The following is a 15119-nucleotide window of genomic DNA, read 5'->3' on the forward strand; positions in this document are numbered from 1 at the left end:
CTATGCTCGAAATGGAACAATCTGGACACGGTAGTCCGGCGGCAGCGGCGCATCATAAGCGCGCCTCTCCCAATTACGCAAGCCGGGGTTTAATTCAGCAGGATGCGCGCGACATCGTCGCCGGCGCCGAAATCCTCGTCGTCGCTGTCTTCGGCGAGGAGTTCCTCGAGGATCAGGGCATCGACTTCGTGGCGGTAGCGCCAGACCACGGCGAGCACGATGACCTTGAGCCGGTCGAGGCTGATCTGCTCGTCGGGCAGGGCCATGGCGCGTTCGATGATGGCTTCGCGCAGCGGCGCATCGACCGCGTCGTGCTGTTCGAGGAAGGCGATGAAGCCACGGCAGGCGACGGGCAGCCGCTCCTGTTCTTCCTCGTCGTAAATACGTACGGCGCCGGCGTTTGCCGGGCTGCGGCAGCGCCCGCTTTCTTCGCCGGCGAGTCCATCCAGCCAGGACAACGCGGCGCTGATGTCGGCGTTGCCGAAGCCCGCCGCCGACAGTTTCCTGGCCAGCACCGCGGGTTCCGGGCAGGCATCGGGCAGGTAATTTTCGAACAGGTAAACCAGGATATCGATCATGAATGTGAATGTAGCCTTTGGTAGAGACCGCCGGGCAACTGGGCAACGCGGCCGGCGAGTTCCATGGGCAACAGCATGGCAAGAAGGTCGGCGGGCGTCAAGCCGCTGCGCGCAGAAAGCGTGTCGATCGCACAGGGGGCGTCACCCAAAAAAGCGAGCACTTGCTCTTCGTTGTAGTTCCCTGGCGCGGATTTTCGCGCGGGAGCGGTGGATGCGGCGGGGGCCGCTCCCCAGCGCAATTCTTCGAGGATGTCCTGTGCCGACTCGACCAGCTTGGCGCCCTGGCGAATCAGCTGATGACAGCCGCGCGACAGCGGCGAGTGGATCGAGCCGGGAATGGCGAATATCTCGCGTCCGCTTTCCGCGGCGAGCCGCGCCGTGATCAGCGAGCCGCTCTTCGGCGCCGCCTCGACCACCAGGCAGCCCAGGCCGAGGCCGGCAATGATGCGGTTGCGGCGCGGAAAGTTGGAGGCCAGGGCCGGGGTGCCGAGCGCAAACTCGCTGAGCACCACGCCGTGTTCCGCAATGGCGCGGGCCAGGGTTTCGTTCTTCGCCGGATAGAGACGGTCGGCGCCAGTGCCGATCACGGCCACCGTGCCGGCGGGTGTCGCCAGCGCGCCGCGATGGGCGGCCGCATCGATGCCCAGCGCCAGGCCGCTGACGATGGTCAGCCCGGCGTGGCCGAGTGTCTTGGCGAAGGCTTCGGCATCGCGTTCGCCCTGCGCGGTCGCGTTGCGGCTGCCGACCACGGCCAGCATCGGCCAGTTGAGCAGGGCGGTGTCGCCCTTGGCGTAGAGCAGCACCGGTGGATCGTCCGCCGTCAGCAGGCTTTGCGGGTAATCGGCGTCGGCCAGGGTCAGCAGGCGATTGCCCGGCTGACTTGCCCAGTCCAGCGCCGTCGCGATTTCGGCGGCGCAATCGTGGGTCAGCAGGCGTTCGGCCAGCGCCGGGTCGACGACTGCCGCGAGGGCGCGCCGACTCGCTTCGAAAATCGCGTGCGGAAGCCCGAAAGCCTTGAGCAGGGTGCGCCGGGCTTCGCCGCCGACGCCCGGGATCAGCGTGAGACGGAGCCAGGAAGCGAGTTCTTGGCGCTCTTCCGTCATGGTTAACGCGATACAACTCGTTCGGAGCGATGGGTGATTGTCGAGCGAAGCGAGCTGAACTGTAGCCCCGCCCTGGGGCGGGGACGGGAGTGGGGGGCCATCAATTTGCCTTTCGCGTGTTTTATCTGCGGTGGGTGCTGCCACCGCAGAATGAGCGTTAAGGAGTGCGAACGGTATCGCCGACGACGACCGGATGGGTCGCGTTCATCACCAGGGCGTAGGAAACCCGGTTGAACACGCGGAACACGAACACCAGGCCATTGCGGGCATCGGGCAGCTTGTAGTCGGTCCGTTCGCCCTGATAGCGGTTGCTGACTTCGGCCCCCGCCAGGTCGGCGGCCAGCACATGGCCGGGCTCCAGGCCGTCGGCCTTGCCGCGATTCAGCGTGATCACGAATTGCGGACCGCCGTAGTTCACCCCGCTGTAGATGCCGAGCACCTTGGCCTTGATCATCTTGTCCGGGGCGTGCGGCAGGTAATTCACCACGTCCTGGCGTGGCGCGGACAACAGGCGGTCGTCGCGCACGATTTCCATTTTCGAGGTCAGCACCAGGAAGCTCGAGGGCACGCCGGTTTTGGTCAGGCGGGCGGTGCCGATATACACCGCCTCATGTCCGAGCGTTTCCTTGGTGTCGGGGTCGATCAGGGCCTTGCCGGGGCGGAACAGCTGCCAACCCTTTTCCTGGGTGGTGACTTCGGTGGTGAAAATGGTGTCGCCGGCGCCGGCGATGACGCGGTCGCCCTGCAGGGCGACGACGCGCGGCGCGGGATCCATGCCCGCGGCATCAAGGACGCGCTGTTCGCTGAGGAAGGGTTCGATGTCCTGCGGCGGGATCGACGGAATGCCCTTCCGCAGCGGCTCGACGTACTCGCGGCGCGGCTCGGTCACCGTTACCAGTTTCAGGCGGGGCTGATTGCCGCTCTTGTCGAGCACGATGACCTGGCCCGGATAGATGCGCTGCGGATTCTTGATCTCTTCCGCGTTGAGCTTCCACAACTCGCCCCAGCGGTAGGGATCCTTGAGGAATTTGGCGGCAATGCCCCACAGCGTGTCACCCGGGGTCACGATGTGCCGGTCGGGCGCGCCGTCGGCCAGTTCGATGGGCTTGGCACCCTGTGCAAGCACCACGGTGCTTGAAATGCTGATGAGCAGCGCAGATATAATGCGACGCATGGCGTGATCTCCTGGCCGAGTGTCCGTGTGGATGGCGAACCATCCGGGTATCGGCCTGATTCTGCCCGACAATTACCCCAGCATCAATTCTTTCAAGAGCGGTTTCATGGCCCTATTGCCGATTTTGCGTTACCCCGATCCGCGGCTGCACAAGAAGGCGGCACTGGTCGCCAATGTGGATGCGCGCATCCGCCAACTGGCCGCCGACATGGCCGAGACCATGTATGCCGCGCCCGGCATCGGCCTCGCCGCCTCGCAGGTGGACCAGCATGTGCGCCTGATCGTGATTGACATCTCCGAAGACAAGTCGCAGTTGCAGACCTTCATCAATCCCGAGCTGCTGGAAAAATCCGGCGAATGCGAAGGCGAGGAAGGCTGCCTCTCGCTGCCCGGCATCTACGAGACGGTGGCACGCGCCAGCCATGTCAAGGTACGCGCACTCGGCCTCGATGGAAAAGCTTTCGAACTGGAAGCCGATGGCTTGCTCGCGGTGTGCATCCAGCACGAAATGGATCACCTGGAAGGCAAGGTCTTCGTCGACTATCTTTCGCGCCTCAAGCGCGAGCGCATCAAGAGCAAGCTGGTCAAGCAGGCGCGCGAGACTTTTTAGGTGAAACTCATCTTTGCCGGCACGCCGGACTTCGCCGCACGTGCCCTTGAAGCCCTGCTGGCGGCAGGACACGAGGTCGCGCTGGTGCTGACCCAGCCCGACCGCCCTGCCGGACGCGGCATGGTGCTGCAAGCCTCGGCCGTCAAGAAAGTGGCGCTGGCCCACGGCATCCCGGTGTTCCAGCCCGAGCGCCTCAAGGACCCGGCAACGCACGAGCCGATCCGCGCCGCCTGCGTCGACGGCGCCGCCGAGTTGATGGTGGTGGCCGCTTACGGGCTGATCCTGCCGCAGGCGGTGCTCGACCTGCCGCGGCGCGGCTGCATCAACATCCACGCTTCGTTGTTGCCGCGCTGGCGCGGTGCGGCGCCGATCCATCGCGCCATCGAAGCCGGCGACGCGCAGACCGGCATCACCATCATGCAGATGGAAGCCGGGCTGGACACCGGCCCGATGCTGCTGTCGAAGGCCATCGACATTGATATGCAGGACACCACCGGCAGCCTGCACGACAAGCTCGCCGAGCTCGGCGGCAAGCTGGTGGTCGAGGCGCTGGCGTGCTTCGATCAACTGGTCGCGACGCCGCAGCCCGAAGCCGGTGTCACTTACGCCAACAAGATCGACAAGCTTGAGGCGAGGCTCGACTGGAACCAGCCGGCGGTAACATTGGCGCGCCGCGTGCGGGCCTTCAATCCTTTTCCCGGTGCGGTGGTGACGCTGGCCGGCGAACCGGTCAAGGTCTGGCGCGGCGACGTGGTGGCCGCCCGCGGCCGGCCGGGCCAGGTGCTGGCCGCCGATGGCGCGGGCATCGTGGTCGCCTGCGGCGAGGATGCGCTGCGCCTCACCGAGTTGCAAAAGCCCGGCGGTCGCCGTGTCGCCAGCGCCGACTTCCTGCACGGCAATCCGCTGCGGCCGGATTGAGCGGCCCATGAAAACCGGCGCACGGGGCGCACAGGGCAGATCGGGCTGGCTGGGCCTGCTGCTGTGGCTGGCCGTCGGCACGGCGTTCGCCGCCGAGATCAGGAACGTCACGGCCAGCCAGCAGGCCGACCGCCTGGTCGTCACCTACGATCTGGTCGAGGACAATCCGGTCGATCCCAAGGAGTTCGCCAAGGCATGCGCCAGCACATTGCGTCCCGAACAGTGCGCGGAAGGCCTGAACAATCCGGTGGCCGCCTTGTTCGCCATCAACGGCCATCTTTACCCGCACGAATCCTTGCGGCTCGAAGGCGACGTCGGGCGCAATGTCGAGCCGGGCAAGGGCCGGCGCTTTTCGTGGAACATCCAGCAGGATTTTCCGCAAGGCATCGCCGCCGAGGTTTTCGTCAACGTCAGCCTCAGTCCGAAGAAGCTGCGCGAAAGCGATGTCGTCTCCTTGAGCGACCAGCAGGCGGAGATATTTCGTCGCATCGACGCGGAACGCATCGCGGTGGCCGACGCCAATCGCCGCCTGGTGCTCAGCCCCGCCGCGCAACGCCTGGCCAACCGGATCGACGAAACCCTGAGGTCTTCGTATGTCACCGAGCCGGACGAAGCGCATCTGGAAAAATCGCGCTACTACTGTGCGCGTTTCTCCGGCGACAATGTTGCCAGGGCAGAGCTGGCGGCGCAGTGGGAAAAGCGCAAGGGCAGCCCGCCCCCCCCGATTACCGATGGTACCCACGAGAAATACTTCAACTGCCTGCTGGCCTCGTTCGATCCGCACAGCGCCTACCTGACGCCCGAGGCCTTCAACGAGCTCAAGGTCGGCACCAAGGGCGAATTCGGCGGCCTCGGCATCGAGGTCGGGATGAAAAAAGGCATGCCGGTCGTGGTCGCGCCGATCGAGGACACCCCGGCGTTCCGCGCCGGCATCCTTGCCGGCGACCTTATTCTGGAGATCGACGGCAAGCCGACGACAGGCATGTCGCTCAATGACGCGGTCAAGCTGATGCGCGGCCAGAAGGGCACGCGCATCACGCTGACGCTGCAGCGCGAAGGCCAGGCCGCGCCGCTGCGGATCGATCTGGTGCGCGCCGTGATCATGGTGCGCAGCGTGCGCTTCAAGTCGCTCGGCGACGGCCATGGCTACATCCGCATCGCCCAGTTCCAGGAGCGCACGGCAGATGATGTCGGCAATGCCCTGGCCGCGCTCAAGGCGGAAAATGGCGGCGAGCTGAAAGGCCTGGTACTCGACCTGCGCAATGATCCCGGCGGCCTGCTCAACGGCGCCATCAGCGTCGCCAGCCGTTTCATCGATGCGGGGCTGATTGTGTCCACCCAGGGCCGCGACCGCGACGCCAACCGGCAGTTTCCGGCCCTGCGCATCGCCAAGGAGCCTGCTTATCCGATCGCGGTGCTGATCAATGGCGGCAGTGCCAGCGCCTCCGAGATTGTTGCCGGCGCCCTGCAGGATCACCGGCGCGCCACCGTCATCGGCACACCGAGCTTCGGCAAGGGCACGGTGCAGACCATCGTGCCCGTCGATCAGGCCGCGATCAAGCTGACCACGGCGGGCTATTACACGCCGAGCGGAAAATCGATCCAGCAAATCGGCATCGTGCCCGACATTGCGCTCGACCAGGACGCCACCCTCGACGACGGCAGCATCGCCTTTGCCCAGCGCCTGTTGCGCGAGACCGCCGGCACGCGCAACCTCGCCGTGCGCAAGGATCTGGTGGAACGGCTGAAGGTCGAGGAATTCTTTGCCCTGTACAAGAATGCGGTGCGCGCCAGCGTGGCCGTGGGCCAGCCGGCTGCCGCGACCGGCCTCGCGAGCGCCAGGCCGGCGAGCCGCCCCGAGGCGAAGCCGGTCGCCGACCGCCCCGATGAACACCGCGTCGCCCTGGTGATCGGCAACAGCAGCTACCCGTCGGCACCGCTGAAAAACCCGGTGAATGATGCCCGCGCCATATCGGCGAAATTCCGCAGCCTCGGCTTCGACGTCATCGTCCGCGAAAACGTCAAGCAGAAGGACATGACCCGCGCCATCACGCAGTTCGGCGAAAAGCTGGCGAAGAGCGGCACCGTCGGCATCTTCTACTACGCCGGGCACGGCATGCAGGTGCGCGGCAAGAACTACCTGATCCCGGTCGACGCGCAGATCTCTTCCGAAGCCTCGGTGAGGAGCGAAGCGGTGGATGTCGATTCCCTGCTCGAACAACTGGCCACCAGCGCGCTCGGCATCGTGATCCTCGACGCCTGCCGCAACAATCCCTTCGAGCGGCGCTTCCGTGGTGCCTCGGGTGGCCTGGCGCAGATGGACGCGCCGAAGGGCACGCTGATCGCCTACGCCACGGCGCCGGGCAAGGTAGCCTCCGACGGCGACGGCCGCAACGGGCTCTACACCCAGGAATTCCTGCGCATGCTGGACGAGCCCGGGCTCAAGGTCGAGGACGTCTTCAAGCGCGTGCGCCGCCGCGTGGCCGACGCCACCGCCGACCAGCAGGTGCCGTGGGAATCCTCGTCGCTGACCGGCGACTTCTATTTCGTGCGCGGCGCGCAGGAGGCGGAAGGCCGCGCGCCGGACGCCGAGCTGCTGTTCTGGCAGAGCATTCGCGAGAGCCGCGACGCCGAAGACTTCAGCGCCTATTTGAAGAAGTATCCCGACGGCCAGTTTGCCGACATCGCCAGGAATCGCCTGAAGGCGCTGGCGGGCGCCAAGCGGCGTTGACAGCGGGCGACGAGAGAGTACAGTCGCGCCCCGTATGCACATCGATTTTCTGTTTCCGCTGCCGTCCCAGCGCTGCGTCGAGGCCGCCCGCGGCCCGCTGCGCTTCGGCGTGACGGCCGTCGCCAAGCACGCACCGCCGCACTTCGCCGCCTAAATCCTGTCGCCATCCCGGATGCCCCGGCATCCCGGTCCGGATTCATTGCTGCGGAGTTGCCATGTCTGTCCAAACCACCATTGCCCTTGCGCCGTCGCGGACGGCGCCCGCTTGTCCCGCGTCAGCCACGTCGCCCATCGTCGGCGGCCGCGTCGAACTGCAACTGCTGACGACGCTGAAATGCAACCTGAAATGCACCTATTGCTCGCTCGGCGTCGGCGAAGTCCTCGGCTCGCAGACCGAGCTCAAATACGACATCGACCAGCTCGCCGAGTTTGTCGCAACCCATCTGGCCGGCAAGGAGGTCTATGTCACCTTCTACGGCGGCGAGCCGACGCTCAACAAGGGCCTGATGCTCGATGTGATGCAGCGCTTTCCCGAGTTCCGCTTCCAGCTCCAGACCAACGGCACCCTGCTCGACAGCCTGCCCGACTGGGTGCTGGCGCGGCTGTCCAACGTGCTCGTCTCGATCGACGGCGGCGAGGAAATCACCGATGCCTATCGCGGGCGCGGCATCTGGGCCAGCGTCATGCGCAACGTGCAGGACATCCGCCACAAGGTCGGCGGCACGCTGACGGCGCGCGTCACCTGGGGCAATCCGGCGACCAGCTTCGAGGAGCTCGACGGCCTGGCCGGAACCTTCGACTACCTCTACTGGCAGTTCGTCGCCGACGAGATGTACGCCGATGATTCGGTCGCGCGGCGCAAGGCCGTACTGGTGCAATTGATCGACGTTTTCTTCGCCCGCACCGACACGCTGTATCCGCTGGTACCGCTGATGGGCATCGTGCGGAACAAGCTGCTGCCCAATCGCGGCATCGAACTCTACGCCGGGCAGACCCAGTGCCGCGTGTCGACCCACCTGCTCAACGTCATGCCCAACGGCCAGATCTATCCATGCCCGGACATGATGTACGTGCCGGCCATGCAGATGGGCGAGATCCAGGGTAACTGGCTCTCCGCCAGCCCCTTGCAGCCGCATGCCGACATGCCTTGCGAAGGTTGCGAGGCATTTTCCTGGTGCCGCCGCAACTGCATGAAGAATCTCTACCTGGGCTACGTCAAGAAGGACGGGCGCTACCGGCAAAACGTCGTCGAGCCGATCTGCGAACTGCTGCGCTTCATCGGCCGCGAAGTCGACCGCCGCGACCCGCACGCCTGGTTCGCCCGCCTGCCGGTGTCCGAGCGCAGGAAACTGCTGGATGCCGAGGTCTATGAATATGTGGAGATCATGCCCTGAGCCTGGTTTTCCGGATTGTATCAAGGCATATACCTTGATCTATCCCATGTTCGGGCATAGACTTCGATATCTATCAGCCTGAGGGGGTCCGCCATGAGCCAGGTCGCCAAACTATTCACCAATGGTCGCAGCCAGGCGGTTCGCCTGCCCGCCGCCTATCGCTTCGATACCAGCGAAGTCTTCATTCGCCAGGACGCCGAAACCGGCGACGTGATCCTGTCGCGCAAGCCGGCGAACTGGGATGGTTTCCTTGCGGCGCTCAAGGGCGCTGCCGTGCCTGCCGGCTTTCTCGGCAAGAACGAGCGCAAGCAGGCGGCGCATGACCGTGATCCCTTCAAGGACTGGGCCGAGTGAAGCGCTACATGCTGGACACCAATACGGTGAGCCATCTGATCAAGGCGCATCCGGCCGTCATCCGTCGCGTGCTGGCCGCGCCGATGGCATCGCTGTGCATTTCGGCCATCACCGAAGGCGAGTTGTTGTTTGGGCTGGCCAAGCGACCGGGAGCAAAGCGGCTGCATATCGCCGTGCGCGAGCTTCTGCTGCGCCTCGATGTTCTGCCCTGGAACAGCGCCGAGCATTACGGAATGGCGAGGGCCGAAATGGAGGCTCAGGGCCGGATTCTCGCATCGCTTGACCTGTTGATCGCCGCGCACGCCTTGAGCGTCGGCGCGGTACTGGTCACCAATGATCGCGCCTTTCGTCAGGTCGGCGGATTGCAGCTTGAAGACTGGACAACGTAGCCGGCGTGCCGTGTCGCCAGCGCCGACTTTCATTGGCGCCCCATTGCGAGGAATCGAAATGAACTTGCGCTTGATGTCGGGTATCGGCTTTGTCGCCGGATTGCTGACCTGTGGCGCGAGCTTTGCCCAGATGGGCCCCATGCGCGCGCCGACCGTGCCGCAGGCCATCGAGATGCACATGGAGCAGAAGCGCACGCTGGAGCAGCGCGAAGCCATCGAGGCAAAGGCCGCCGCCGCGGAGCCGGCGTCCGTGCCGCCCGCGCCGAAAAAGCGCACCGCGAAGAAGGCGAAGAAAACGCAAAGCCCGCCCGCCGCCTAGCGGCATTCCGAATTCGCCAAACCGGGGCCGCCTGACCGCGCCACCGCTGTAGACTGTAGTCATGTCCACTCCCCAACGCTCCGCGTCACTGGCCGAGGCCCTGCTCGGCGCGGCGCAATTGATTGCCGCCGTGCTCGGCGGGCGCAACTTCGATGTTGCGCTGGCGGTGTCGCCGCTCGCCGGCGTCACGCGCGCGGCGGCGATGGACATCGGCTATACGGCATTGCGTGCCTATGGCCGCGGTGATTTCCTGCTGGGCCTGCTGCTGGAGAAGCCGCTGAAAGAGGCGGTCTTGCGCGGCCTGCTGCTGGCGGCGCTGGCGCGGCTGGAAGCACGGCCGGAGGAGGCGCATACCACCGTGGACCAGGCGGTGACGGCGGCATCGCAACTGGCGCGGGGCCGGTTCAAGGGTCTGGTCAATGGCGTGCTGCGCAGCTTCCTGCGCCGGCGCGAAGAACTGCTGGCGCTGGCGGATGCCGATCCGGTGGCGCGCTGGCGGCATCCGGCGTGGTGGATCGCGCGCCTGCGACAGGATCATCCGGATCATTGGGAAAGCATCCTCGCCGCTGGCAATACGCATCCGCCGCTGTGCCTGCGCGTCAACAATCGCCGTGTCGCCAGCGCCGACTTCTTGATCCGCTTGAATGCTGCAGGCATCGCGGCGCACGCGCTAGACGATACCGCGATCCTGCTCGACAAGCCGGTGCCGGTGGAGCGCATTCCGGGTTTTGCCGAAGGCTTGTGCTCGGTGCAGGACTGGGGCGCGCAGACGGCGGCCGGCTTGCTTGATGTGCAGGACGGCATGCGCGTGCTGGATGCCTGCGCGGCGCCCGGCGGCAAGGCGGCGCATCTGCTGGAAACCGCGCTGGTCGACCTGACGGCGCTCGATGCCGACGCCGCGCGCGCCGCCCGCATCACCGACAACCTGCGGCGGCTGGGGCTGGCGGCGACCGTGAAGGTGGGCGACGCGCGCGCGGTCGATGCCTGGTGGGACGGCCGTCCCTTCGATCGCATTCTGGCCGACGTACCCTGCTCGGCCTCGGGCGTGGTGCGCCGCCACCCCGATGCGAAATGGCTGCGGCGCGAATCGGACATCGCCGGCTTCGCCGCGACGCAAAGCGCCATCGTCGATGCCCTGTGGCGTACTCTCGGCACAGGTGGCAAAATGCTCTATGCAAGCTGCTCGGTGTTTGGGGAGGAGAATGCCCGTCAGGTGGCGGCCTTCGTCGGCCGCCATGCCGACGCAAGGCGTCTGCCGATACCGGGAACGACAACCCGCGATGCACAACTGCAACATTTGCCCGATGCCGAACATGACGGCTTTTATTACGCGCTGCTGCAAAAGGATTGAGGCCGGGCTGGCGCGGTTGGCGCTGGCGCTGCTGCTGCTGACGGCGTTCGCCGTGCAGGCCGGCAGCATCGAGCCGAAGCGCGCGGCGCTGACGCCGGGCGAAGACGGTTACGCGCTTTCCGCCGAGTTTGCGCTGGATCTCGGCAACCGGCTGGAAGATGCCGTGGCGCGTGGCGTGCCGCTATATTTCAACCTCGAGTTCGTGCTGGAGCGCCCGCGCAAGTACTGGGTCAACGAGCACGTCGTCACCCGCAGCCTGACTTACCGGCTTTCCTACAGCAGCCTGACGCGCCAGTACCGGCTGACCACCGGCAGCCTGCACCAGAATTTCGGCAGCCTGGCCGAGGCCTTGCGCGTGGTCGGCCGCATCGCCGCGCTGCCGGTGGTGGAAAAGGATGCGATCAAGGCCGGCGAATCCTACGAGGCGGCGGTGCGCCTGGCGCTCGACCGCAGCCAGTTGCCGAAACCCTTCCAGGTCGACGCCATCACCGATCGCGCCTTGCAGGTGGAGGCCAAGGTATTGCGCTGGCAGTTCGTCGCGCCGGTGACGCCATGAGGGTAGCGCTGGCGGTCGTTGCCGCACTGGGCGCGATTTTGCTGTTCCTGCTGGCCTCGGCCTCGGCCAACACCGCCTTGTTCGCCGAAAACTACCCCTGGCTGCTGGCGATCAACGGCATTGCCGCGGTGGCGCTGGTGGTGCTGGTCGGCCTCAAGCTGCGGCGGCTGCGCCGCGATTTCAGGAGCGGCGTATTCGGTTCGCGGCTCAAGTCGCGCCTGTTGCTGATGCTGTCATTGATGGCGGTGCTGCCCGGCGCGCTGGTGTATGGCGTGTCGATGCAGTTCGCGGTGAAGAGCATCGATTCCTGGTTCGACGTGCGCGTCGATGCCGCGCTCGAAGGCGGCCTCAACCTCGGTCGCAGCGTGCTCGATACCCTGCAGGCCGATTTGCTGGAGAAGGCCCGTGATGCGGCGCTCGACCTGGGCGACGATGCCTTCGTTACGCCGAGCCGGCTCAACCGCCTGCGCGAGCAGGCCGGCGCCCAGAGCGCAACCTTGATGACGCTCTCCGGCCAGGTGCTGGGAAGCAGTTCGGGCGAACTGGGCAGCCTGCTGCCTTCGGTGCCGGCGCCCAGCCAGTTGCGTGCCGCGCGCAGCGGACGCGGGCTGGCGCTGATCGGCGATGCCGAGGGTGGCGGCCTGATGTTGCGCGCGCTGGCACCGGTGACCAGCAGTGGCCTCAATCTCGATCCGCGCATCCTGCAACTGACGCTGGCGGTGCCGGCATCGATCGCCAGAAGCGCGCAGAGCGTCGAGGCGGCGCACCGCGACTATCAGGAGCTGCAACTGGGCCGGGTGGGCTTGAAACGCATCTACACGCTGACCCTGACGCTGGCCCTGCTGCTGGCGCTGTTCGCGGCGATTGCGCTGGCCTTCTTTCTTGCCGAGCGCCTGGCGCGACCGCTGCTGATCCTCGCCGAAGGCACGCAGGCGGTCGCCAGCGGCGACTACACACCGCGCGCGACGGTGGAAGCTTCGGACGAACTGGGCGTGCTGACGCATTCCTTCAACAGCATGACGCATCAACTCAGCGAGGCGCGGGCGCAGGCCGAGCATCATCGCCAGGAGATGGAGGCGGCGCAGGCTTATCTGGAATCGGTGCTGGCAAACCTGTCCGCCGGCGTGCTGGCTTTCGACGTGCGCTTTCGCCTGCGCGCGGCAAATCGCGGCGCGACCGCGATCCTCGGCGACGATCTGGCCGGCTTCGAACAGATGCGGCTGCAGGACTGGCCGCGCCACGAAACCCTGGCCGGGGCGATTCTCGGCGGCTTCGCGCGGCGCGGCGACGAGTGGCAGGAACAGCTCGAAATCGCGCGCCCGGACGGCATGCCGCAGGCGCTGCTGGTGCGGGGTACCGCCTTGCCGGGGGCGGGTGGCGGCGGCTACGTGGTGGTGTTCGACGACATCACGCGACTGATCGCGGCGCAGCGTTCCGCCGCCTGGGGCGAGGTGGCGCAGCGCCTGGCGCACGAGATCAAGAATCCGCTGACGCCGATCCAGCTTTCCGCCGAACGCCTGCAGCTCAAGCTGGCCGACCAGCTGACGGGCGCCTCGCGCGAATTGCTCGATCGCGCGACGCAGACCATCGTCAACCAGGTCGAGGCGATGAAGAACATGGTCAATGATTTCCGCGACTATGCGCGCACGCCGCTGCCGCAGCTTGCCGCGGTCGATCTGCAGGCGCTGCTGGGCGAGATCCTCGGCCTCTACGAGAATTCGGCGGCCGCGATCGCCGTGGCGCCAGCGCCGACTCCCGTGCCGCCCGTGCTGGCCGACGCCAACCAGTTGCGGCAGGTGCTGCACAACGTGTTGACCAATGCGCAGGATGCGCTGGGTGGCGTGGCCGATGCGCGCATCACGATCGCCGTGGCGCAGGAAGCGGCGCGCGCGCGGCTGACCGTCAAGGACAACGGCCCGGGCTTTCCGCCGCAGATCCTGTCGCGCGCCTTCGAGCCCTACGTCACCACCAAGTCGAAGGGCACCGGGCTGGGCCTGGCGATCGTGAAGAAAATCGTGGACGACCACGGCGGCGAAATTCGCCTGACGAACAACAATGGCGGCGCGGTCAGCATCTGGCTGCCGCTGGCGGTGCAGAATGCGGGAAAGGGAGCTTAGCGCGAACTATCTCGTTCGAAGCGACGGGAGATGGTCGAGCGAAGCGAACTGAGCAGAAGCCTCCCCGCGAGGGGAGGATGGGAGGGGCGGGCCTTTAATTCGCCTTTCGTGTGTTTCATCATCGGCGGGTGACTCTCGCTGTCATGAAAGTTAGGAAATGCCGAAGATACTGGTGGTCGACGACGAGGTTGGGATACGCGAACTGCTCTTCGAAATCCTGCGCGACGAGGGACACGACGTCCAGCTGGCGGAAAACGGCGCGGCGGCGCGGGCAGCGCGCGAAGCCGGTCGCCCCGACATGGTGCTGCTCGACATCTGGATGCCCGATACCGATGGCATCACGCTGCTGAAGGAATGGGCCGGCAACGGCCAGCTCAACATGCCGGTGGTGATGATGTCGGGCCATGCCACGATCGACACGGCGGTGGAAGCGACGCGCATCGGTGCGCTGGATTTCCTCGAAAAGCCGATCGGCATGCAGAAGCTGCTGGCGGCGGTAAAGAAGGCGCTCGAGCGCAGCGCACGCCATGTCAATGGCGGCCTCTCGCTGGGCGCCTTCGCCCGCCCCGGCCCGCTGCGCGACCTCAAGCGCCGGCTGGATCAGATACTGGCCAAGAGCCCGCTGCTGCTGCTGCGTTCCGCCCCCGGCGGCATCGTCGAACTGGTGGCGCGCACGGCGCAGGTGGCGGGCAAGCCGTGGATCGATCTGGCGCACGATTCCAACCCCTTGAGCATCGAGGTGCTGCAGCGTGCCGCGGGCGGCGTGCTGTGGTGCGAGGAACTGGCGCGGCTGACCCGGCTGCAGCAGAAGAACCTGCTGTTCGCCGCCGAGCGCCTCGACCGCTACAGCCTGCGCCTGGTGGCGGCGACCACACAGTCCAGCGCGGAACTGGCGGCGCTGGGCTGGGACGAAGCCGGCCTCGCGCGCCTGTTCGAAACCGGCCTCGGCGTGCCCAGCCTGGCCGAACTGAAGGACGAGGTGCCCGACATTGCCGCGCATCTGTTGACGCAACTGATGGAAAGCGACGAGATTCCCCTGCGGCGCTTTTCCAGCGCGGCGCTCAATGTCCTGCGCCAGCATGCCTGGGGCGGCGGCTATGGCGAACTCAAGTCGGCGGTGAAGTCGCTGGCACTGGCCAGCCTCGGCGAGGAAATCGGCGAGGACGAGGCGCTGCAGCTGCTGGCCCCGGCCGGCGAACCCGGCCTTGCGCCGGCGGGCCTTGCGCCGGAAGTCATCGAGCTGCCGCTGCGCGAGGCGCGCGAGGCCTTCGAGCGCATGTACTTCGAATACCATCTGGCCAAGGACGGCGGCAACATGACGCGCCTGGCGGAAAAGACCGGGCTGGAACGCACACATCTGTATCGCAAACTGAAAGATCTCGGACTCCGTTGACGTGATATGACTTGTTCGGAGCGGCGGGTGATATTCGAGCGAAGCGAGCTGATCAGAAGCCTCCCCGCGAGGGGAGGATGGGAGGGGCGGGACTTTAATTCGCCTTTATTGCGTTTCATAATTAAATGCGCC

At 66.2% G+C, this 15119-nt stretch carries 14 protein-coding genes; 11 read left to right on the top strand and 3 right to left on the bottom strand.

Annotated features, from left to right (window positions below):
• Positions 1 to 89: 89 nt before the first annotated feature.
• The 3 genes from SUTH_RS00565 to SUTH_RS00575 all read right to left on the bottom strand — a co-directional run bounded on the left by SUTH_RS00565 (position 90) and on the right by SUTH_RS00575 (position 2855).
• Entirely contained in the window at positions 90 to 578 is a 489-nt protein-coding gene (locus SUTH_RS00565) for a DUF494 family protein (RefSeq protein WP_041096264.1), read from the bottom strand.
• Positions 575 to 1681, bottom strand: coding sequence for a DNA-processing protein DprA (gene dprA / locus SUTH_RS00570; protein ID WP_041096266.1), 1107 nt, complete (start codon positions 1679 to 1681; stop codon positions 575 to 577). Before dprA ends, SUTH_RS00565 begins: the two co-directional genes overlap by 4 nt.
• Before the next feature lie 157 nt (positions 1682 to 1838).
• Positions 1839 to 2855, bottom strand: coding sequence for a LysM peptidoglycan-binding domain-containing protein (locus SUTH_RS00575; RefSeq protein ID WP_041096268.1), 1017 nt, complete (start codon positions 2853 to 2855; stop codon positions 1839 to 1841).
• Positions 2856 to 2961: 106 nt separating this feature from the next.
• Here SUTH_RS00575 and def point away from each other — a divergent pair, with 106 nt between their 5' ends.
• The 11 genes from def to SUTH_RS00630 all read left to right on the top strand — a co-directional run bounded on the left by def (position 2962) and on the right by SUTH_RS00630 (position 14987).
• Positions 2962 to 3465, top strand: a complete 504-nt coding sequence (gene def, locus SUTH_RS00580) for a peptide deformylase (RefSeq protein WP_041101311.1) — start codon at positions 2962 to 2964, stop codon at positions 3463 to 3465.
• Positions 3466 to 4383, top strand: coding sequence for a methionyl-tRNA formyltransferase (gene fmt / locus SUTH_RS00585; protein ID WP_041096270.1), 918 nt, complete (start codon positions 3466 to 3468; stop codon positions 4381 to 4383). It abuts the gene before it with no gap.
• Positions 4384 to 4390: 7 nt separating this feature from the next.
• Entirely contained in the window at positions 4391 to 7114 is a 2724-nt protein-coding gene (locus tag SUTH_RS19510; RefSeq protein WP_052473000.1) for a S41 family peptidase, read from the top strand.
• 215 nt (positions 7115 to 7329) lie between these two features.
• Positions 7330 to 8508: a radical SAM/SPASM domain-containing protein gene (locus SUTH_RS00595; protein ID WP_084207195.1), complete on the top strand. Its 1179-nt coding sequence runs from the start codon at positions 7330 to 7332 to the stop codon at positions 8506 to 8508.
• Positions 8509 to 8601: 93 nt separating this feature from the next.
• Entirely contained in the window at positions 8602 to 8862 is a 261-nt protein-coding gene (locus tag SUTH_RS00600) for an antitoxin (protein WP_041096272.1), read from the top strand.
• Positions 8859 to 9251, top strand: coding sequence for a type II toxin-antitoxin system VapC family toxin (locus SUTH_RS00605; RefSeq protein ID WP_041096275.1), 393 nt, complete (start codon positions 8859 to 8861; stop codon positions 9249 to 9251). Before SUTH_RS00600 ends, SUTH_RS00605 begins: the two co-directional genes overlap by 4 nt.
• A 58-nt stretch (positions 9252 to 9309) precedes the next feature.
• Positions 9310 to 9570, top strand: coding sequence for a hypothetical protein (locus tag SUTH_RS00610; RefSeq protein ID WP_041096277.1), 261 nt, complete (start codon positions 9310 to 9312; stop codon positions 9568 to 9570).
• Between the two features lie 61 nt (positions 9571 to 9631).
• Positions 9632 to 10921: a 16S rRNA (cytosine(967)-C(5))-methyltransferase RsmB gene (gene rsmB, locus SUTH_RS00615; protein ID WP_041096279.1), complete on the top strand. Its 1290-nt coding sequence runs from the start codon at positions 9632 to 9634 to the stop codon at positions 10919 to 10921.
• Positions 10884 to 11477 (top strand): DUF4390 domain-containing protein, encoded by a 594-nt coding sequence (locus SUTH_RS00620; RefSeq protein WP_041096281.1) that lies wholly within the window; start codon positions 10884 to 10886, stop codon positions 11475 to 11477. Before rsmB ends, SUTH_RS00620 begins: the two co-directional genes overlap by 38 nt.
• Positions 11474 to 13594, top strand: coding sequence for a sensor histidine kinase (locus SUTH_RS00625; protein WP_041096283.1), 2121 nt, complete (start codon positions 11474 to 11476; stop codon positions 13592 to 13594). The genes SUTH_RS00620 and SUTH_RS00625 overlap by 4 nt, the downstream gene beginning before the upstream one ends.
• 157 nt (positions 13595 to 13751) lie before the next feature.
• Complete coding sequence (locus SUTH_RS00630) at positions 13752 to 14987, top strand: sigma-54-dependent transcriptional regulator (protein ID WP_041096285.1); 1236 nt, start codon at positions 13752 to 13754, stop codon at positions 14985 to 14987.
• Positions 14988 to 15119: the final 132 nt, after the last annotated feature.

It is taken from the genome of Sulfuritalea hydrogenivorans sk43H (genome assembly GCF_000828635.1).
GTDB lineage: Bacteria > Pseudomonadota > Gammaproteobacteria > Burkholderiales > Rhodocyclaceae > Sulfuritalea > Sulfuritalea hydrogenivorans.